At 74.9% G+C, this 19,173-nt stretch carries 16 protein-coding genes; 8 read left to right on the top strand and 8 right to left on the bottom strand.

Going from position 1 to position 19,173, the window contains the following annotated elements:
• Positions 1 to 118: 118 nt before the first annotated feature.
• The 5 genes from IH61_RS0137530 to IH61_RS0137510 all read right to left on the bottom strand — a co-directional run bounded on the left by IH61_RS0137530 (position 119) and on the right by IH61_RS0137510 (position 5,442).
• Positions 119 to 529 (bottom strand): PIN domain-containing protein, encoded by a 411-nt coding sequence (locus IH61_RS0137530; protein WP_031078444.1) that lies wholly within the window; start codon positions 527 to 529, stop codon positions 119 to 121.
• The gene (locus IH61_RS0137525; protein ID WP_031078442.1) at positions 526 to 747 is read right to left on the bottom strand and encodes a type II toxin-antitoxin system VapB family antitoxin; all 222 of its coding nucleotides are present in this window, start codon (positions 745 to 747) and stop codon (positions 526 to 528) included. Before IH61_RS0137525 ends, IH61_RS0137530 begins: the two co-directional genes overlap by 4 nt.
• Before the next feature lie 117 nt (positions 748 to 864).
• Positions 865 to 2,535: a DEAD/DEAH box helicase gene (locus IH61_RS0137520; RefSeq protein ID WP_420714064.1), complete on the bottom strand. Its 1,671-nt coding sequence runs from the start codon at positions 2,533 to 2,535 to the stop codon at positions 865 to 867.
• Between the two features lie 174 nt (positions 2,536 to 2,709).
• Complete coding sequence (locus IH61_RS0137515) at positions 2,710 to 2,916, bottom strand: cold-shock protein (RefSeq protein WP_031078438.1); 207 nt, start codon at positions 2,914 to 2,916, stop codon at positions 2,710 to 2,712.
• A gap of 327 nt (positions 2,917 to 3,243) precedes the next feature.
• Entirely contained in the window at positions 3,244 to 5,442 is a 2,199-nt protein-coding gene (locus IH61_RS0137510; protein WP_031078435.1) for an MMPL family transporter, read from the bottom strand.
• 536 nt (positions 5,443 to 5,978) lie between these two features.
• On the opposite strand from IH61_RS0137510, the gene IH61_RS0137505 reads away from it, so the two are divergent.
• The 4 genes from IH61_RS0137505 to IH61_RS0137490 all read left to right on the top strand — a co-directional run bounded on the left by IH61_RS0137505 (position 5,979) and on the right by IH61_RS0137490 (position 11,372).
• The gene (locus IH61_RS0137505) at positions 5,979 to 8,213 is read left to right on the top strand and encodes an MMPL family transporter (protein ID WP_031078433.1); all 2,235 of its coding nucleotides are present in this window, start codon (positions 5,979 to 5,981) and stop codon (positions 8,211 to 8,213) included.
• Positions 8,214 to 8,329: 116 nt separating this feature from the next.
• A complete protein-coding gene (locus IH61_RS0137500) occupies positions 8,330 to 9,223 on the top strand; it encodes a phosphotransferase enzyme family protein (RefSeq protein WP_031078431.1) in 894 nt (297 codons plus the stop codon).
• A 148-nt stretch (positions 9,224 to 9,371) separates the two neighbouring features.
• Positions 9,372 to 10,382, top strand: a complete 1,011-nt coding sequence (locus tag IH61_RS46545) for a polysaccharide deacetylase family protein (protein ID WP_107057339.1) — start codon at positions 9,372 to 9,374, stop codon at positions 10,380 to 10,382.
• A 96-nt stretch (positions 10,383 to 10,478) separates the two neighbouring features.
• Complete coding sequence (locus tag IH61_RS0137490; RefSeq protein WP_158845763.1) at positions 10,479 to 11,372, top strand: SHOCT domain-containing protein; 894 nt, start codon at positions 10,479 to 10,481, stop codon at positions 11,370 to 11,372.
• A gap of 50 nt (positions 11,373 to 11,422) precedes the next feature.
• Here the strand turns inward: IH61_RS0137490 and IH61_RS0137485 are convergent, their stop codons facing one another.
• The 3 genes from IH61_RS0137485 to IH61_RS0137475 form a co-directional block, all read right to left on the bottom strand.
• Positions 11,423 to 12,124, bottom strand: a complete 702-nt coding sequence (locus tag IH61_RS0137485) for an exonuclease domain-containing protein (protein WP_031078425.1) — start codon at positions 12,122 to 12,124, stop codon at positions 11,423 to 11,425.
• 223 nt (positions 12,125 to 12,347) lie between these two features.
• Positions 12,348 to 12,740 (bottom strand): hypothetical protein, encoded by a 393-nt coding sequence (locus IH61_RS0137480; RefSeq protein WP_031078423.1) that lies wholly within the window; start codon positions 12,738 to 12,740, stop codon positions 12,348 to 12,350.
• 89 nt (positions 12,741 to 12,829) lie between these two features.
• Entirely contained in the window at positions 12,830 to 13,624 is a 795-nt protein-coding gene (locus tag IH61_RS0137475) for a hypothetical protein (RefSeq protein WP_031078421.1), read from the bottom strand.
• Between the two features lie 400 nt (positions 13,625 to 14,024).
• Between IH61_RS0137475 and IH61_RS0137470 the strand changes: the two genes are divergently transcribed.
• The 4 genes from IH61_RS0137470 (at position 14,025) to IH61_RS0137455 (ending at position 18,723) form a co-directional block, all read left to right on the top strand.
• Entirely contained in the window at positions 14,025 to 14,519 is a 495-nt protein-coding gene (locus IH61_RS0137470) for an XRE family transcriptional regulator (RefSeq protein WP_267884091.1), read from the top strand.
• A gap of 861 nt (positions 14,520 to 15,380) precedes the next feature.
• Positions 15,381 to 16,349: a hypothetical protein gene (locus IH61_RS47975; RefSeq protein WP_199823442.1), complete on the top strand. Its 969-nt coding sequence runs from the start codon at positions 15,381 to 15,383 to the stop codon at positions 16,347 to 16,349.
• Positions 16,350 to 16,510: 161 nt separating this feature from the next.
• Positions 16,511 to 17,758 (top strand): FAD-dependent monooxygenase, encoded by a 1,248-nt coding sequence (locus IH61_RS0137460; RefSeq protein ID WP_031078416.1) that lies wholly within the window; start codon positions 16,511 to 16,513, stop codon positions 17,756 to 17,758.
• Between the two features lie 389 nt (positions 17,759 to 18,147).
• Positions 18,148 to 18,723 (top strand): maleylpyruvate isomerase N-terminal domain-containing protein, encoded by a 576-nt coding sequence (locus IH61_RS0137455; protein WP_234327505.1) that lies wholly within the window; start codon positions 18,148 to 18,150, stop codon positions 18,721 to 18,723.
• The last annotated feature ends 450 nt before the right edge of the window (positions 18,724 to 19,173 follow it).

The following is a 19,173-nucleotide window of genomic DNA, read 5'->3' as shown; positions in this document are numbered from 1 at the left end:
CCACCTGGCCCACCCCCTCGGCCCCGCCCCCGAACTGGCCGCCCTCATCCTCCACCGCCTCGACACGGCGGCCCCTGCGGCCACCTCCCTGGCGGCCTGACAGCGGGGGTCGGTTCGGTCAGATGACGTCGAGGACGCTGTGCTCGGCGAAGTCCGCCGCGTGCCGGGCCACCGTCCGGTAGTCCGCATCGTCGTGCAGCACCGTGAGGCCGTGGTGGGCGGCCGTCGCCGCGATCATCAGGTCGACCGCCGAAGCACTACGGTGCTGTCCGGCGTTGGCCGTCCGCCGCTGCACCGAGTCGATCCAGCGCCCTGCGCCCTTCGGGACCGAGACGTCCGGGTAGAGGTCGGCGAACATCTCGGAGATCTCGTCGTACTCCCGGCCGTCGCGCGCGCTGTAGAGGAACTCGGCGCGCTGCGGGTAGCACGACGCGATCGACCCGGCGTCGATCGCGTCGTACCAGGCCGCCTGGAGCTTCGGCTCGCGCAGCAACCGGAAGAGCGCGGAGGTGTCCAGCAGATAGATCACCGCACGTCCTTCTCCGCCCGGTGCAGGCGCTCGGCCTCCTCGACCGCTCCCCAGCGCTGGGCCCTCTCGAAGTGCCTGGCGATGCGCGTAGCGCGTTCCTGCCGCTCCGCGAGCTCGCGCAGCGCGCGGTTGACGGCTTCCTTCTTCGTCCGCACGTCGGGAAGCGCCATCACACGCGCCAACGCCTCGTCGTCGATGTCGATCTGTGTCACGGACATCCGGCACCTCCGCCGATCGATGTTGGTGATGTACATAGAACTGTACCTCGCCAACATTGCCGGGGGTGCGAAACCCGACGCGTGCGGACAGGGGGTCTGCGGCCCCTCGGCGGTCTGCTAGTCGACGGCGCGGCGCTGGCGGCCGGTGCCGTAGTTGGCGCCGGACTTGGAGCCGCTGCCGGGCTTGGCGCGGCCGGAGGAGCGGCCGATGAAGCCGGCGGCCTGGGGGCGGCCGCCGTTGCCGGCCTGCTGCTTGGGGCGGGGGCGGCGCGGGTTGCCGTTCATGTCGACGTCGGCGGGCAGCGCGGAGCGCTTGCCGGGACGGCGGCGGGCGTTGGCGGGCTTGTCGCCCTTGGCCTCGGCGGCCGGGCTCACCGCGGCGACGGGCACCGCGACGGCGACCGGGACGCCGCTGGGGGTGCGGGCGCCGGTGATCTTGGCGAGGTCGGCGTCGCCGGGGCGGACCTTGGTGACGGTCGGCCGGATGCCGGCGACCGTCATCAGCCGGTTGACCTCGCGGCGCTGCTCGGGCAGCACGAGGGTGACGACCGTGCCGGACTCGCCCGCGCGGGCGGTGCGGCCGCCGCGGTGCAGGTAGTCCTTGTGGTCGACGGGCGGGTCGACGTTGACGACGAGGTCGAGCCCGTCGATGTGGATGCCGCGGGCCGCGACGTTGGTGGCGATCAGCGCGGTGACGAGGCCGTCGCGGAACTGGTCGAGCACCCGGTTGCGCTGCGGCTGGGACTTGCCGCCGTGCAGGGCCGCGGCCTTGACGCCGTTGGCGAGCAGCTGCTTGGCGAGGCGGTCGGCGCCGTGCTTGGTGTGCACGAACATGATCAGCCGGCCGTCGCGGGAGGCGATGTGCGCGGTGGTGGACGCCTTGTCCGCCGGGTCGAGCTGGAGGACGTGGTGGTCCATGGTGGTGACGGCGCCGGCCGACGGGTCCACCGAGTGGGTGACCGGGTCGGTGAGGAAGCGCTTGACCAGGCGGTCGACGTTGCGGTCGAGGGTGGCGGAGAACAGCATCCGCTGCCCGCCCTCGGCGACCTGCTCCAGCAGCTTGCTGACCTGCGGCAGGAAGCCCATGTCGGCCATCTGGTCGGCCTCGTCCAGGACGGTGATCGCCACGTCGGAGAGGTTGACGTCCCCGCGCCCGATCAGGTCGTCGAGGCGGCCGGGGGTGGCGACGAGCACCTCGGCGCCGCGGCGCACCGCGTTGGCCTGCTTGTTGATCGACATGCCGCCGACGACGGTGGTGATCCGCAGGTTGACGGCGGTGGCGTACGGGGTGAGCGCGTCGGTGACCTGCTGGGCGAGCTCGCGGGTGGGCACCAGCACGAGCGCGAGCGGGTGCCGGGCGACGGCGCGGGCGCCGGCGGTGCGGGCGAGCAGCGGCAGGCCGAAGGCGAGGGTCTTGCCGGAGCCGGTGCGGCCGCGGCCGAGGACGTCGCGCCCGGCGATGGAGTCGGGCAGCGTGGCGGCCTGGATCGGGAACGGCTCGGTGACGCCTTCGCGGGTGAGCGCGCTGAGGATCCCCTTGGGCAGGTCCAGTTCGGCGAAGCCCTTCGCCGGCGGGCGCGCGGGGGTGCCCTCGACGACGGTGAACTCGGCGGCCTCGGGCACGGCGGCGCGGGTGCCCTTGGGGGCGCCGGAGCGGCCGCGGGGCTTGCGCGCGCGGTCGGTGCGGGCGTCGCCGGAGGTACGGGCGTCGCCGGAAGTGCGGGGGGCGCCGGAGTTGCGGCGGGGGCCGGCGGCGCGGTCGCGCGGCGGGCGGGCAGGGGTGGTCACAGGATCTCCGTCCATCGGTACTCAGCCCGTCGATGGGGCTGGTCGGCCGCGGTCCTGGAGTGCGCCGCCCCGGCCGTACGGCGGCATGAGCGGGGGCCCGCACCTGCTGGTGCGGGCCCCCACGTCACAAGATTCGCGAGCTCTGCGGTTCGCGAGTCAGCGTGACGGCTGAGGTCAGCCGATCACGCGGATGTTCTCGGCCTGCGGGCCCTTCTGGCCCTGGGTCACGTCGAACTCGACCTGCTGGCCCTCGAGCAGCTCACGGAAGCCCTGAGCGGTGATGTTCGAGTAGTGCGCGAACACGTCCGGGCCGCCCTCGGCCTGCTCGATGAAGCCGAAGCCCTTTTCGCTGTTGAACCACTTCACGGTGCCGGTAGCCATAACCGTCTCCTCTAACTGGGGCGTCAGGAATTCACACCTCGTGAATCCCCACGTAGCCGCGATCCCCATCCGGAGGCTGAAACACCGGACAAAACAAATGCGCCTGTTGGTTGGTACCAGCAGGCGCACACATACGTTCATGGGAACCAAAACTGCAACTGCTTCGACTGTAGCACGGCGACACCCCGATTGACCGGGGATTTCAGACCGGAGAGATCACGTTTGCGGGCTCCCGCAACGGGGCAGGCGGCGCCCCGCCGAAGCGGGGCGCCGCCTGTGGGGACCCGTCCGGGCCCCGCTGGTGCCGCTACCGGCGCCAGGCCGGTGTCAGTGCCGGCCGGCCGGCTCCGGCACGCCGTGGGTGCCGGCGTGCGGGGACTGGCCGGCGCCGGGCCGGGCGTCGCCGCCGTGGCCGGGCCACCACGCCTTGTTGCCGATCAGCGCGGTGATCGCCGGGGTGAAGAACATCGCCATCACGAAGGACGCGAGGACGATGCCGAAGGCCATGGCGAAGCCGAACTCCAGCATGAACGTGTTGCCCGCGGCCATGAAGGTCGCGAACGAGGCCGCCAGGATGAAGCCGGCCGCGGCGACGGTCGGACCGCCGTGGCGCACCGCCTCGCGGGCCGCCTCGCGCGGGCTCCTGCCCTCGCGGGCCTCCTCGCGCAGGCGGGCGATGATCAGGATGTTGTAGTCGGTCCCGATCGCCACCACGAAGAGGTAGATCAGGATCGGCATCATGAACATCAGGCCGGGCTCGCCCTTGAGGTTCTGGAAGAGCAGCACGGTGGAGCCGAGGGTGGCGCCGAACCCGAGGCCGACGGAGGCCATCAGGTACCAGGGCGCGACCACGCTGCGCAGCTGGAGCGCCAGGATGAGCAGGATGAGCAGGCCGGCGAGCGGGAACACGAGCGTGTAGTCGTGGACCATCGCCAGGTTGATGTCCTTGTACACCGAGGAGACACCGGCGACCTTGGCCTCGGTGCCCGCCGGGGCGTTCTTGTGGGCGACCTCGCGCAGCTCGGTGACGGCGTCGACCGCCTCGTTGCTGGTCGGGCTGTCCTTGAGCATCACCGTGAACTGGGCCGTGACCCCGTCCTCGCTGATGCTGTGGCTCTCCTTGTCGGCGACGGGCAGGTGGACCTCGGCGACGCCGGGGACCCCCTTGAGCTTGTCCCCGTACGCCTTGAAGGCGGACTGGTCGAGCTTCTTGCCGTCCTTGCTGCTCAGGTAGACCTGACTCGGGTCGGCCGCGCCCTTGGAGAAGGCGTTGGACATCTTGTCCTGGACGACCATCGACTCCTTGTCCTTCGGCATGGAGCTGCCGGCCATGTCGAACAGGCCGTTGTAGTTCAGGGCGCCGAAGGTGAGGGCGACCAGCGCGCCGCCGGAGGCGAGGGCGATGATGCCCGGGCGCTTCTCGACGCTGCGGCCGAGGGCGGCGAAGCGCGCGTTCTTCGGCTCCTGCATCCACTTCTTGCCGGGCCAGAACACGGCGCGGGCCGGGATGACGGCGAGCAGCGCCGGGGCCAGGGTGACGGAGGCCAGCGCGGTGACGATCACGCCGATGGCCAGCGCCGGGCCGAGGGCCTCGAACATGCCGAGGCTGGAGAGGATCAGCACGGCGAAGGCGACGGCGACGGCGCCGGCCGCGGAGGCGATCGCCTCACCGACCCTGCCGACCGCGTTGGCGACGGCCGTCTTGCGGTCGTCCCCGGCTCGCAGCCTCTCGCGGTAGCGGAAGGCGAGGAAGAGGAAGTAGTCGGTGCCGACGCCGAGCACCACGACGATGAGGATGACCGTCATGATGGGTGTGGTCTTGAGGTCGAACGCCTTGGTGGCGTCGTTGATCAGACCCATCGAGGCGGGCAGGGCGATGATCAGCGAGACCAGGATCGGCAGGAAGCCGGCCAGGACGCTGCGGAAGATGCCGCCGACGATCACGATGACCAGCACCAGCGTGAGCATGGTGATGAGGCCCTGGGTGTCGCCCGAGGACTCCTTCTGGTCGAGGGCCTGTCCGGCGGGGCCGCCCAGCTGGAACTTGACGCTGGTGCCGGAGGCAAGCTGCTTGCCGTCGTCACGCAGGGCCTTGGCGGTCTCGATCCCCTTGTCCGGGTCGCCTTCGTGGTCCTTGTCGAAGGCGACCATGGCCATGCCGTACTTGCTGTCCTGCGAGTAGCCCTGCTGGTCGTTCGGCGCGACGACCTTGTCGATGCCGGCGATCTTCTTGGCCGTCAGATCGTCGACAAGCTTGCCGATCGCCTTCTTGTCGGCGTCGGTCAGCGCGCCGCCGTCGTTGCGCTCGAACAGCACGAGGGCGGCGGGGGTGAACGCGGCCGGGAACGCCTTGGCCTGGACCTGCGCGGCCTGGATGGACTCGTAGTGCTTGGGCAGGAACGATGACTCGTCCGTCTCGGCGGTGATCTTCGGTGCGGTCGCGAAGATGGCGACCATGGCGACGATCCACGCCACGATCACCCACCATGCGCGGCGGACGACGAAGTGTCCTAGTCGGTGGAACATGCTCGTGATGCCTCCTGGGCATGACTCACCGCAGCCCTTGGGGGACGGGACGCCGGGCGACGGCAGGACCGGCGGAGCGCACGCAGGCAACTCGCTTACCGGTCGGCAGGTAAGTAGGTCTGGGCATCATCCTACGAGCACTGGCTTGCCGCCCGGCAAGGAGCCCCCGTATTCCAACCCCCGTTTCGGGGCCGCCCCGAAATCGGCCCCGACCCAGTTTGCCCTGGGCGCAACCCCGTTGACCTCGTGCTCCGGGTGGAGACGGCTCCCCCTCAGGGTGGAGTTCGTCCCCTACCCAGGGGAGGAGACCTCAGGGTCGAGGGGTGGGGATAACCCCACCACCACCCCGATGCTTGCACCAGGGAGCGCTCACCCGCCAGCCGGATTACCGCTCAACCCCCGCTTCCCTAGGGTCGTTTACGACGCCGGACGCACCCGGCGCACACGCGGCGACCTGGGCGAACGGGCCGCCGACGAACCGTCAGGCGACGACCGCCGCTCTCCCAGGGGGACCTTCCGTGAAGACCAGACTCGGCATGGCTGCGGCCATGGGCGCGTGGAGCGCCCGCAACCGCAAGACGGCCGTCTTCGGCTGGCTGCTCTTCGTCATCCTCGCCGCCGTCCTCGGCGGCATGCACGGCAGCACCGAGGTGACCCAGTCCGAGGCGATGCCCGGCCAGGTCTCCCGCGCCGCCAGGATCCTGGACGACGCCGGGATCAAGGGCTCCGCGAGCGAGACCGTCCTGGTCCAGAGCTCCTCCCGCAGCGCCGACGACCCGCAGTTCAGGGCCGTCGTCAAGCAGGTCGTCACCGCCGTCGACGGCACCGGCCACGTCTCCGAGGTCCGCTCCCCGTACGACACCAAGGCCGTCTCCGCGGACGGGCACTCCGCGCTCGTCGTGCTCACCCTCAAGGGCGACCACGACGAGGCGCAGAAGAACGTCCGGTCCGTGATGGACTCCGTGGCCGGCGTGCAGAAGCAGCACCCCGACCTCACCGTCGTCGAACTCGGCGACGCCAGCTCCGGCAAGTGGATACAGGACCAGTTCAAGGACGACTTCGCCCGCGCCGAGTGGACGGCCGTGCCGCTGGCCCTGGGCATCCTGCTGATCGCCTTCGGCGCGCTGGTCGCCGCCGTGCTGCCCGTCGTCCTCGCGCTCACCGCCTTCATCGCCGCCGGCGGGCTCGTCGCCCTCTCCAGCGGGCTGCTGCACACCAGCAACGACGCCAGCTCCGTGATGCTGCTGGTCGGCCTCGCCGTCGGCGTCGACTACTGCCTCTTCTACCTGCGCCGCGAACGCGAGGAACGGGCCGCCGGGCGCGACGCCGCCACCGCGCTGAGCATCGCCGCCGCCACCAGCGGCCGGGCCGTCCTCGTCTCCGGCGTCACCGTCGTGGTCGCCATGGCGGGCATGTTCCTCACCGGGATCGCCGACTTCCAGGCCATGGCCTACGCCACCATCGTCGTCGTGATCACCGCCGTGCTCGGCTCGCTCACCGTGCTGCCCGCGCTGCTGTCCATGCTCGGCGACCGGGTCGACAAGGGCCGGGTGCCGCTGCTCTCCAAGCTGCGCCGCCCCGACACCGGGCAGACCGGCGGCCGCTTCTGGAACGCCGTGCTGACACCGGTGCTGCGCCGCCCGCTGGCCGCCACCGTGCTCGCCGGGGCCGTCCTGCTGGGCCTGGCCGCGCCGCTGCTCACCATGCACACCGCCAACCTGACGTTCCAGCAGCAACTGCCCGCCGGCAACGAGTTGGTGGCCGCCTCGCAGAAGATCGAGGCCGCCTTCCCCGGCAGCCCCGCCCCCGCCACCGTGGTCATCAGGACCACCGACGTCTCCTCCCCCGCGATGACCGCCGCCATCGCCGACCTCAAGGCCAAGGCCCTGGCCAGCGGCCGGATGCACGGCCCGATCGACGTCGTCGTCCACGCCGACAAGAACATCGCCCTGGTCGAGATCCCGCTCAACGGCACCGGCAACGACTCCGTCAGCAACGACGCGCTGCGCACCCTGCGCGAGGACCTGGTGCCCGCCACCGTCCTCAAGGTGCCCGGCACCGAGGCGCCCGTCACCGGACGCACCGCCGGCTCCCACGACTTCAACGAGCAGATGACCGGCTCGATGCCGCTGGTCTTCGGCTTCGTGGTCGCCTTCGCCTTCGTCCTGATGCTCACCTCCTTCCGCTCCCTGGCCGTCGCCGTCACCGCCGTCGCGCTCAACCTGCTCTCGGTGGGCGCCGCGTACGGGGTGCTGACCCTGGTCTTCCAGCACGGGGTGGGCGCCTCGCTGCTGGGCACCGCGGGGGTCGGCGCGATCGAGTCCTGGGTGCCGCTGTTCCTCTTCGTGATCCTCTTCGGCCTCTCGATGGACTACCACGTCTTCGTGGTCTCCCGGATCAAGGAGGGCCGCGACCGCGGGATGGCCACCGGCGCCGCCATCGCCCACGGCATCCGCTCCACGGCCGGCGTGGTCACCAGCGCCGCGGTGATCATGGTCGCGGTGTTCGCGGTCTTCGGCACCCTGTCCATGCAGGCGATGAAGCAGATGGGCGTCGGCCTGGCCGTCGCGGTGCTGATCGACGCGACCGTGATCCGCGCGGTGCTGCTGCCCTCGGTGATGAGCCTGCTGGGCGAGCGCAACTGGTACCTGCCGCGCTGGCTCGGCTGGCTGCCGAACCTCGAGCACGCCGAGCCCGCCCCGGCCGCCGCCGCCCCCCTCGGGACGGTCGAGGCCCCCGAGGCCGGACGGCACCGCAAGGTCGGTGTCTGACACCCTGCGCGGCTTCGGACGCCGGGTCCCGCAGCGCGCGGGGCCCGGCGTCCGTGCGTCATGATGATCACCGTCCGGGAGCCTCCGGAGGAACGCCAGCGGAACGGAGCCCAGCCATGATCCCCTTCGACGAAGGACGCGCCCGGCTGCTGCTCGCCCACGCCTGCGAGAGCGCGGGCCTGCCCGGCCCCGGAGAGGCCCGGCTGCTCGCGCTCGGCGAGAACGCCGTCTTCGACCTCGGCGACCCGGCCGTGGTCGCCAAGGTCGGCCGCGGCCCCGAACTGTACGACCGGGCGCACCGCGAACTGGCCGTCGCCCACTGGCTGGCCGCCCAGGACGTCCCCGTCGTGCGCCCCTACGGCGCCGTGGCGCCCGAGCCGCAGCTCGCCCACGGGCACCCCGTCACCTTCTGGCACCGCCTCGCCCCCGCCGTCCGCCCGGCGCGGCCGGTGGACCTCGCGCCGCTGCTGCGCGCCCTGCACCGGCTGCCGCTGCCGCCCGTCCCGCTCGGCCGGCGCGACCTGCTGGCCCCGGTCGAGCGCTGGCTGGCCTCCGCCGAGGGCCACGTCGACCCGGCGGACGTCGCCTTCCTGCGCCACCGCCGCGCCGCCTTCGAGGCCGCGCTGGAGGACCTCGTCCCCCGGCTGCACCCCGGCGTCATCCACGGGGACGCCCTGCCGCGCAACGTCCACGTCGGCCCGGAGGGGCCCGTCCTGCTCGACCTGGAGTTCGTCGCGGACGACCTGCGCGAGCACGACCTCGTCGTCCTCGCGCTCGCCCACGACCGGTACGGGGTGCCCGCGGACGAGTACGCGGCGTTCACCGGGGCGTACGGCTGGGACGTACGGGAGTGGCCCGGCTTCACCGTGCTGCGCGGGGCCCGCGAGACGGCCAGCGCCTCCTGGGTCGCGCAGCAGGCGGCGAGCAACCCGGCCGCCCTCGCGGAGTTCCGGCGCCGGGTCGACTCGCTGCGGGACGGGGCCACCGGGGTGCGCTGGTACCCGTTCTGACGGGGAGGCGCGAGTCGGGCGGGTGTGAGAAGGCTCCTACGACGCTTCGGTCCGGGGGGCAACCGGGGAACGTACGATCGGCGTCCTGTCACACAACCATCCTGACCAAGGGATCGGCACCCGCCCTCGCACCTCAGGAGCCGCCGCCATGTACAGGACCTCCCCTTCTCCGTCTTCCGGACGCGGCCGCGCCCGCCGCCGACTGGTCGCCGGGTGCGTCGCGGTGGCGGCGGCCCTGGGCCTGGCCGCCTGCGGCACGGCCAGCGGGGCCCTCCAGCCGGCGGGCACCACCGGCAGCACGGGCAGCACCGGCAGCACGGGCAGCACCGGCGCCGTACGGTCCCCGGGCGGCAGCCCGGCCGCGACCATCGCGCCCTCCCCGGGCGCGGACGGCGCGCCGCCGGCGGCCCCCTCCGCCGCCGCGACCACCCCGGCCCCGCACACCACCGCGACCCGCGCCCCGAGCACCTCGCCGACCCCGGCGCCGACCCCGGCGCAGACCGGCGCCGCGACCGGCTCCCCGGCCGGGGAGCACGCGCCGCCGCCCGGGCACGGCGGGGCCGCCACCGTGATCGGCTCCACCGCCTCCGGGGGCCGCACCGTCGCCCTCACCTTCGACGACGGCCCCGGTCCGGCCACCGGCCAGGTCCTCGACCTGCTCGCCCAGTACGGCGCCAAGGCCACCTTCTGCCAGATCGGGCAGAACGCCGCCGCCAACCCCGCCCTGGTCAAGCGCGTCCTGGCCGAGGGGCACCGGCTCTGCGACCACAGCGTCCACCACCCGCAGCCCTTCGCGAAGCTCCCCCACGACAGGGCCGCCTACGAGATCACCGCCGCCCGCGACATGATCGTCCAGGCCGGCGGGCCCGGCACCCGGGTCGGCTGGTTCCGCGCCCCCGGCGGCGGCTTCAACGCCGACAACGAGCAGATCACCGCGAGCCTCGGCATGTCCTCCCTCGGCTGGTCCGTCGACCCGCGCGACTGGTCCCGCCCCGGGGTCGCCTCGATCGTCTCCACCGTGCAGCACCAGCTCAAGCCCGGCGGTGTGGTCCTCCTGCACGACGGCGGCGGCGACCGGAGCCAGACCGTGGCCGCGCTCAAGCAGCTGCTGCCCTGGCTCGTCGCCCAGGGGTACACCTTCGACTTCCCGGCGTCCTAGGGAAGTTGTGGGTTCACCCGCCGTTCCCGCGATGGACGGCCGCAGGACGCTGCGGCTTCCCCGGCTCCCGTGGAGGTCACGGTTAGCATCCGAGGTATGACCGCAATGAGCCTGCCCGAGGACCAAGTCCCCTACGGCGGACCGCGATTGAGTGCTGGTCGTATGGTCGGCCTGGCGGGGTGCGCGGCCATGTGCCTGGGCGGCGGGCTGCTGCTCAGGCCCATGACCAGCAGCTTCCTCGGCCCCGCCGCCTGCGGGCCCGCCACCGGCTGCCAGGACTGGTTCGGCACCCTGGGCTACGGCGCGGGCTCCCTCCTCCTCTGGGTGCTCGGCCTGACCACGGCGGCGAACCTCGCGGCCGGCCTCGGCCGGAACACCCCGAACCGGCTGCCGACCGCCGCGATCATCCTCGGCGCCGTCCTGCTCGGCCTCCTCGGCGCCGCCCTCGGCGGCGGCATGCCCTCCCAGGCGCTCCCCGGCCTCGGCATCCTCCTCGCGATCACCCTGGCCACCGCCACCCTCGGCGAACGCCGGCTGCGGCGCGAACGGCGCGAGTTCGTCGCCGCCCGCGCCCTCGGCCTGACGATCGCCGCCCGCGGGGCCAGCAGCACCGGCGTCGTCACCGTGGCCGAGCCCACCGGGCGCACCCACCGAGGGGACCCGGAACTGCTGATCACCGTCCGCTACCCCGCCCACGACGGCTCCGAACACCTCTGCACCCGGATCCGGTTCCACCCCGCCCTCGCACAGCCCCGCGTCGGCGACCGGATGGCCGTCCGCTACGACCCCGCCGAACCGGGCGCCGCCCAGATCGGCGAACCGCTGCCCCCGGCGCCGGTCCCGGTCCTGGACGCCGGCCCCTCGCTGGCGGTGCGGCTGGAACGGCTCACCCAGCAGTACCGGGACGGGGAACTGGACGCCGCGGAGTTCGAGCAGGCCCGGCGGCTGCTGCTGTCCGGGGCCCAGGACCGGGCGGCACTACGCGAGTAGTGGCACTACATCCGTAGTGCGGCGGCGCGGCAGGGACCCTCCGGCGGCGGTCACCGCGACGGCCAGCGCGCGTCGACCTCCGCCTGAGGGTCCTTGCCGCGGCGCAGCCACGCCTGAAGGCTCTCCGCCCACTCCCGGTACCAGCCGATCTGGCGCCGGTGCAGCTGCTCCAGGCCGAGCCCGCCCACCTCGGCCGGGTAGCGCTCGGCGAGCGCCACGGCGACGCGGACGGCGGCCAGCGCGTCGCTGCCCGCCTCGTGGGCGTCCGTCAGCTCGACGCCGTACACCTCGCAGACGCGCTGCAGGGTGCGGGAGCCCTTGCGGTACTTGTCCACGGCCCGGTCGATGACCAGCGCGTCGAGCACCGGCCCGACCGGCCCGCCGAGGCGCTGCGCGAGCGTGGGCAGCCCGTGGCGGCCCAGCTCGGCGTCGAGCAGCGACAGGTCGAACGGCGCGTTGAACGCGACCACCGGCCGCCCGGCCGCCAGCCGCTCGCACAGCGCGGCGGCTATCTCCTCCACCGCCTCCTTGGCCGGCCGGCCCTTGCGGCGCGCGAGGTCGTCCCCGATCCCGTGGATCGCCTCGGCCTCGGCGGGGATCGGCACGCCCGGGTCGAGCAGCCAGGTGGCGCCGCCCACCCGGACGGCCCCGACCGTGTCCACGAGCGCGGCCGTGACGATGCGGTCCACGGCCGGTTCGGTGCCCGTGGTCTCAAGGTCGAAGCCGACCAGTGGCTGCTGCCACCAGCTCATAAGGGTGTGTCCTTCCGTCCGGCTCCACGAAACAGCCCCTATCATCGCCCGCCCCACCGACAACCCGACCCCCGGGGCAGTCGGGTGGCCCCGGGCCCGGCGGGGGAACGGGCCGTGAACACCGGTGTTCGGGCGGCTCGCTGGACCTCGGCGCCCGCTCGTACGCCGAGCGGGCGCCGGGAGGAGGAGGGGGTCTTCCCGCGCCGGGCGGGCGTCGTGCGGGTCAGCGGGCGGGGGTGGGGCGGGTGAGCGGCACGGCTGCGGCGGTGGTGGGGGCGGGCCGGGGCTGGTCGAGGCTTTCCAGGAGGACGGCGAAGTTGACGTAGTGGAGCGGCTTGCCCGCCTGGTGGCAGTCGTTGCCGGTGACCAGGCGGCTGACGCGCCCGCCCTCGCGGGTGAGCGGGCCCAGCGTGGTGCGCAGGTCCGGCTGCCAGGTGCGCCCGTGGGGGAGGTGTTCGAGGGCGAGGGTCCAGTCCTCCTCGTCGACGACGAGGCCGGCGCCGGGTGTGCCGGCCAGGACGCGGGTGCCGTAGCGGCCGCGGACGACGGCGCGCTGTTCGAAGTCGGCGCTGCGGAGGGTGACGGTGATCCGCCACGCGCCGTGGAACCTGTGCATGGGCGCCTCCCGGGCGGCCGGCGGGCGCGGCCGGCCCCGGACGGCGGCCGCGCTCCGTCCCCGTCAACGGACCGCGGGCCCCCGGCGGCTCAGCACGGTGTCCGGGCGGCGCGGACGGCCGGGGCGGCGCGGGCGGTGCGGGCGGTGTGGGCGAGGGCGGGGTAGCCGTGGGCGGTGAGGACGAGGTCGGCGAAGCGGCTGTCGCCCAGGGGGACGCCGTTGCGGCGCAGCAGGTCGAACAGGCGGGCCAGGTGGGGTGGTTCGGTGCCCCGGGGCAGGCCGGCGGGGGTGGTGGCGAGGACGCCGAGGACGGGTCCGGTGCGGCGCAGGCGCAGGCGGTGGGGGTGCGGGCGGTGGGGGTGCAGGCGCAGGTGCAGGACCAGGCGGGCGGCGCCGGTGTCGGGGTCGGGGCTGGTCTCCATGGCCAGGGAGTGGATGGCCTCCCAGGCGTAGCGGCGGGGCAGGTAGGCGCGTACCAGGGTCAGGCCGGCGGGCCGGGCGCGCAGCCAGAAGCCGAAGGGGACGGGGGCGGCGGCGGCCAGGACGGCGGCGGTGGAGAGCAGGAGGGCGGGGACGGCGCCCAGGCGGGCGGCGGCGCCGGTGCGGGTGAGGAGCAGGCCCAGGGCCAGGGCGGCGAGGCAGCCCAGGGGGGCGCCGGCGGCGCGCCACAGGAAGGCCAGGCGCACGGTGCGGTGCGCGCGTGCCGGGCGGGCCACGGACGCCGGCGCGCAGTGCGCGGAGTGCGGGGCGGCGTACGGGGAGTTCGGGGCGGTGTGCGCGGTGTCGGGGGCGGTGTGCGCGGAGTGCTCGGTGTTCGGGGCGGTGTGCGCGGTGTCGGGGGCGGTGTGCGCGGTGTTCGGGGTGTGCGGCGTGGTGTCCACCACGGCCCCTCCTGGGTGCTGCGGGCCTTGGGAGGGGCGGCCGGTCGGGCCGCCTTCCCCCCTTGCGGGTGCGGGGCGCGGGCCCGGTGGTGCCGCTGGTGTCCCCGCGCGGGGTGGCCGCTGTCCCCTGGCCGGGGGCGGCCGGGGTCGTCCGGGCGCTTTCCGGGTGGTCGGTTGTGCCGAATGGCGTTCGCGTGAACGGAAGTTGACGGGGCGTCGGCCCGCTCGGTGCCGGTCCGCGGGCCCCCCGGGGGGCCAGAATGTCAGCCCTCCCCGACGGGGGTCAACCGGCATGGATCATGGGTATCGTCACACCCGTGCCGGCCGGCGCGACCCGCCGGTGGTACGCGGCGGCGGGCCGGGGCGGGGACGAGGGGGTCGGGGGGTCGGGGGGGTCGGGGGGATGGCGCGGTCGGCGGACGGCCCGTCGGCCCGGGACGCCGCGCCCGGGACCGTACCGGGCACGACGGCGGCAGCCAAGGGCGCGGCGCAGGGCGTGGCGGGGCGGATCAGGGCGCTGTTCGCCGCGGTGCGCCGCCCCGACCGTGAGCGGTACACCGACGAGGAGGTGGCGCGGGCCTGCCGGGAGGCGAGCGGGGAGTCGATCTCCACCACCTGCCTGTGGCAGCTGCGCACCGGGCGGCGGGACAACCCGACCAAGCGGCACCTGGAGGCGCCGGCGCGGTCCTTCGAGGTGTCGCCGGCGTACTTCTTCGACGGGCGCCAGGGTGTGCGGATCGCGGGCGAGTCGGCGCTGCTGGGGGCGCTGCGCGATGCGGGGGTGCGCGCTCTGGCGCTGCGGGCGGTGGCACTGTCGCCGGAGGGGCTGGACACGGTCGGCGAGCTGGTGGAGGTGATCGCCCGCCGGGACGCGGCGCACCGGCGCCCGCCCGCCTGAACCCGCGGCCCCCTCCCCCGGCGGCTCCGCGGGCCCGGGGCGGGCCCGGGGCGGGCGGGCGTGGACGGCGGCGGGTTCGGCATGCCGGCCCGCGTCACCGGCCGCCCCGGCCCGCCCGGCCTTGCCCGGGGCCGGGGCCGGGGCCGGGGCCGCGCTGTCGCCTGCGAAGGCCCTGCCGTACCGCCGCCCGGCCCGCGCCCCGCCCGCGCCGCCTCCGGCACGGGACACCGCCCGCCTGCGGCGGGCGCGAACACGTCTGGGCCCGCGCCCCGGCCAGGATGCCGGGGCGCGGGCCCAGAGGGGGTTCAGAGGGGGTTCAGCACTGTGGACGGCGGCCGTGGTTGGCCCCGCGCCGGGCCCTGGCCTTCTTCTTGCGGCGACGCTTGGACGACATGAGGGCCACGCCCCTTTCCTCAGCCGGCACCTTCCCCGGCACCCGGCCACCCCGGGCCCCTCCACCGTTCCACACCCCCGCCCGGGCCGCGACCCGCCGCCCGGGCCGGGGCCCGCCACCGCCGGAACGCCAAGGACCGCACGGGGCCGGAGCCCGTCCCGCGCCCCGCCGCGAGGGGGCGGCGCCCCCGTGGGGGCAGTACGGGCGGGACGGGCACGGCCCCCGCCGTCCCCCTCCCCCGGAAGGAGGGACGGGCCGGGGCCGCTGCGGCCGGGCGTCCCGCACCGCCGCCCCGCGCCCGCGCCGCCGCCCCGTGGCGGCAGGCCCGCGGGCGGGGCCGGGGCTGGGTGTCAACGGGGCTGGGCGGGCGGGTCACCCGTTCGGGGGCCGGTGGGCCGGGCGGGCCCGGCGGGGCGTTAGCGTCGGGGCGCTGGCGGGTCGAGGCGGGAAGACGAAGGGGTGCCGGGGTGCGCGGGTGGCGGGGCGGGCGGGCGGTGGGGGCCGTGGTGGCGGCGGTGGCGGTGCTGGGGGCCTTCGGGTGCGAGGCGGCGCCCCCGGGCGGACGGGCGTCGGCGCCGGCGGCGCCGCTCTCCGGTGACAGCGCCCCGGGCCCGGGCACCGCGACGGACGCGGCGGGCCCGGCGGACGCGGCGGGGCGGCCGGTGGCGCTGGTGTACCGGGGGCCGGCGGCCTGCGAGGGGTGCGCGGAGGCGGCCGCCGAGATGCTGGGGCGCGGCGGGTTCGCGGTGCGTTTCGTCGGCCCCGGGGAGCGGGTGCGCTTCGGGCGCGCGGCGCTGGCGGGGGTGGCGCTGTACGTGCAGCCGGGCGGCACCAACGGGCAGGAGGTGGGCGCCGCGTGGCGCCTGCTGCGGCGCGAGGAGGGCTTCTCCCCCGACCTGGTGCGCGACTTCGTACGCGGCGGGGGCCGCTACCTGGGGCTGTGCATGGGCGGCTACCTGGCGGGCGATCCGGGCTACGACCTGCTGCCGGGCGACTCGGGCCAGTACATCCGCTCGCAGGGGGCGAGCGTGAGCGGCGAGGGGGACCAGCTGGTGGAGGTGGCCTGGCGCGGGCGGCCGCAGCGCATGTACTTCCAGGACGGCCCGTACTTCGACGTGGACGGCCCCGGCACGCAGGTGCTGGCCCGCTACACCAACCAGCGCCCGGCCGCGGTGGTGGCCGCGTACGGGGCGGGCCGGGTCGCGGTGAGCGGGCCGCACCCGGAGGCACCGGCCCAGTGGTACGAGGACTACCACCTGCCCGACCAGTCGCCCAGCTCCGCGGCACTGGGCGAGGACCTGCTCCACACCCTCATGGCCCCCGCCGCCGCACCCGCCCCACCGGCTCCCGGCCCCGCACCCGCGTCCGGCCCCGCACCGGCGTCGCCGCCGGTGCCCGCGCCGGTCTCGCCGCCGGCGCCGCCGTCCGCGCACTAGTGCACCCGTGCAGGCGGCGCGGGCCCGCGCCGCCTGCGCCGATGGCGCCCGCCGCCCGCACGGGTGCACTGCCCCACCCCCTAGTGCACTAGTGCATCAATCTCAAATAACCGCAGAACAGGGCTTGTTGAGCGTCACGCGTACGGCGTACGGTCACGGGTATGGAGACCTCACGGACCACCCCGCACCCCACCGACGTCCTCATCAGCGGCGCCGGCATCGCCGGCCCCGCCCTGGCCCTGTGGCTGCGCCGGGCCGGCTTCACGCCCCTGGTCGTCGAACGCGCCCGCGCCCCGCGCCCGGGCGGGCAGAGCGTGGACCTGCGCGGCGCGGCGCGCACCGTCGTCGAGCGCATGGGCCTGATGCCCCGCTGCCGCGCCCTGGCCGTCGAGCAGCGCGGCATCGCCCTGGTCGACACCCTCGGCCGCCACAGCGCCCGCATGCCGGTGGAGCTGTTCGGCGGCGAGGGCATCGTCTCCGAGATCGAGATCCTGCGCGGCGACCTGGCCGCCGTCCTGTACGAGGCGAGCGTGGCCGAAGGCGTGGAGTACCTCTTCGACGACACCGTCACCGCCCTCGAGGAGGACCAGGGCGGCGTCGCCGTCCGCTTCGAGAACGCCCCCGCGCGCCGCTTCGCCCTCGTCGTCGGCGCCGACGGCCCCCACTCCACCGTGCGGCGCCTGGCCTTCGGCCCCGACACCGACCACTACCGGCCCATCGGCGGCTGCCACGCCTGGTTCACCGTCCACGACCCGGACCTCGCCCGCGAACTCGACCACTGGTTCCTGATGTACAACGCCCCCGGCGGCCTGGTCGCAGGCGCCCGCCCCGGCCGCCTGCCCGGCGAGGTCAAAGCCGGCCTCGCCCTGCGCGAGAGCCCCGCGCACCTGCCGACCGGCCGCGCCGGCAAAGCCGCCCAGCAGCGCCTGCTCGCCGAACGCTTCACCGGCGCCGGCTGGCACACCGGGCGCCTGGTCGAAGGCATGCTCCGCTCCCAGGACTTCGCCTTCGACACCTTCGGCCAGGTCCGCCTGCCCCACTACACCCGCGGCCGCATCGCCCTGCTCGGCGACGCCGGCTACAGCCCCAGCCCCCTCACCGGACTGGGCACCAGCCTCGCCCTCGTCGGCGCCTACCTCCTCGCCGGCGAACTCGCCACCACCCGAGGCGACTTCACCCTCGCCTACCGCCGCTACGAGGAACAGATGCGCCCCTACGCCACCCAGGCCCAGCAACTACCCCCCGGCGGCATCAACGGCTACGCCCCCCGCAGCGCCCTCGCCATCCGCCTGCGCGCCACCTCCATGCGCTGGATGGACCGCTGGCCCCTACGCCCCCTGCTCGCCGCCCAGTTCACCAAAGCCGACGCCATCACCCTGCCCCACTACCCCCTGCCCACCCACACCTGACACCCCGCCCCACCGCCGCGCCGCCGCACCCGTACGGGCCCGACGGCGCCCACCACGCCGCCCGCAACCGGCCGCGCCAGCACACCGGGCCCGTGCCCGCAACGGGTTCCGCCGGCCCCGCCCCTGCCCGGATCCTCGCCCGCCCGGCGCCGCTGCCGCGCCGAACCGGCGAGGATCCGCAAGGGAGCCGCAGAGTTGCGGGCTGCGGCGGGCCCCGCCCGCCGGCCGGGCGGGCGGGGTCTCACCGTGGGCGGCGCGTCGCGACGGCCGGCCCCGCCCCGGGGGCCGTGCCTTGGCCTGCGGCATGTGATGCGCGGCCGGCGGAGCCGGCCGCGGGCCCGCCCGGACTGCGCTTGCCGACGGCTTCCAGCCGCTGCGATGATCACGGCATGGACAGCATGGGCGGTAGGGACGTCGACCGGGCCGTGGACGAGATGGTCCAGGTCCTGGGCCCGCACGGCGGCGCGCACTGGCAGGCCCGTGCGGGGTCGCTGGAATGGAGCTGCCGGCAGACCGCCACGCACGTCGCACACGACCTGCTGGCCTACGCCGGACAGTTGGCGGCCCGCCCCGCGCACGCCTACCTGCCCTTCGACCTCGCCGTCGACGACGGCGCCCCGGTACGCGAGGTACTCGAGGTGGTGAACGCGTGCGGAAGACTGCTCGCCGCCGCACTCGCCGCCGCCGCACCCGGTGACCGCGCCTGGCACTTCGGACCGTGCGACCCGACAGGGTTCGCCGCCATGGGGGTCGCCGAGACACTCCTCCACACACACGACATCACACAGGGGCTGGGAATCGCCTGGCACCCCCCGCAAGACCTGTGCACGGCAGTACTCGAGCGGCTGCTACCCGACGCCCCCGCCGGCGATCCCGCCCAGGTCCTGCTGTGGTCCACCGGCCGGGGCGACCTCCCCGGCCGACCACACATCACCTCATGGGTCTGGAACGCCGCACCCCCGTAAGGCAAGGCGAGGAGCGAAGCGGAGCGGAGAGGGGCGGAGAGGGGCGGAGGGGAGGGGAGCGGAGCGGGCTCCACGCCCGTCACCACGGGTACCCGCACGACACCCGCCCGCAAGGGGGCGGCCCCCACCGGACCGACCGGACGGCCGAGGCCGACCGCACCGAGGCCGACCTAGTGCCGCATCAGGCAACCTTCGCCCTCCCCCAGCCTCCGGCCGGCAGGTGCCCCCAGGCAGCGGCGTCCGGTGCGTCCTCTCGCCGTGCCGGCCAGAAGCCCTCGTACTGGACGCACTCGGGCTTTCGGCCGGTGCGGCGAGAGCGCGTGCCGGGCGTCGCGACGGAGCGAAGGTTCCCTGAGTACCTGTTTCCGATGGCATGCGAATCGTCTTCCTGGCCCTGGAATCGAACAGAGCCCGTGTGAAGGTGTGCTCTGAGCTGGGGAGAAGGCTGTT

This window comes from Streptomyces sp. NRRL WC-3742, assembly GCF_000720635.1.
Classification (GTDB): domain Bacteria; phylum Actinomycetota; class Actinomycetes; order Streptomycetales; family Streptomycetaceae; genus Kitasatospora.
Note: the sequence above shows the minus strand (reverse complement) of the source record. Positions and strands in the feature narration are given on the sequence as shown.

What these genes read in the sequence shown, in the direction of transcription:
- IH61_RS0137525 (WP_031078442.1), bottom strand. Translation starts at nt 747, where the DNA reads ATGTCCGTGACACAGATCGACATCGACGACGAGGCGTTGGCGCGTGTG.
- IH61_RS0137515 (WP_031078438.1), bottom strand. Translation starts at nt 2,916, where the DNA reads ATGGCTACCGGCACCGTGAAGTGGTTCAACAGCGAAAAGGGCTTCGGC.
- IH61_RS0137510 (WP_031078435.1), bottom strand. Translation starts at nt 5,442, where the DNA reads ATGTTCCACCGACTAGGACACTTCGTCGTCCGCCGCGCATGGTGGGTG.
- IH61_RS0137505 (WP_031078433.1), top strand. Translation starts at nt 5,979, where the DNA reads ATGGCTGCGGCCATGGGCGCGTGGAGCGCCCGCAACCGCAAGACGGCC.
- IH61_RS0137500 (WP_031078431.1), top strand. Translation starts at nt 8,330, where the DNA reads ATGATCCCCTTCGACGAAGGACGCGCCCGGCTGCTGCTCGCCCACGCC.
- IH61_RS46545 (WP_107057339.1), top strand. Translation starts at nt 9,372, where the DNA reads ATGTACAGGACCTCCCCTTCTCCGTCTTCCGGACGCGGCCGCGCCCGC.
- IH61_RS0137490 (WP_158845763.1), top strand. Translation starts at nt 10,479, where the DNA reads ATGACCGCAATGAGCCTGCCCGAGGACCAAGTCCCCTACGGCGGACCG.
- IH61_RS0137485 (WP_031078425.1), bottom strand. Translation starts at nt 12,124, where the DNA reads ATGAGCTGGTGGCAGCAGCCACTGGTCGGCTTCGACCTTGAGACCACG.
- IH61_RS0137480 (WP_031078423.1), bottom strand. Translation starts at nt 12,740, where the DNA reads ATGCACAGGTTCCACGGCGCGTGGCGGATCACCGTCACCCTCCGCAGC.
- IH61_RS0137470 (WP_267884091.1), top strand. Translation starts at nt 14,025, where the DNA reads ATGGCGCGGTCGGCGGACGGCCCGTCGGCCCGGGACGCCGCGCCCGGG.
- IH61_RS0137460 (WP_031078416.1), top strand. Translation starts at nt 16,511, where the DNA reads ATGGAGACCTCACGGACCACCCCGCACCCCACCGACGTCCTCATCAGC.
- IH61_RS0137455 (WP_234327505.1), top strand. Translation starts at nt 18,148, where the DNA reads ATGGACAGCATGGGCGGTAGGGACGTCGACCGGGCCGTGGACGAGATG.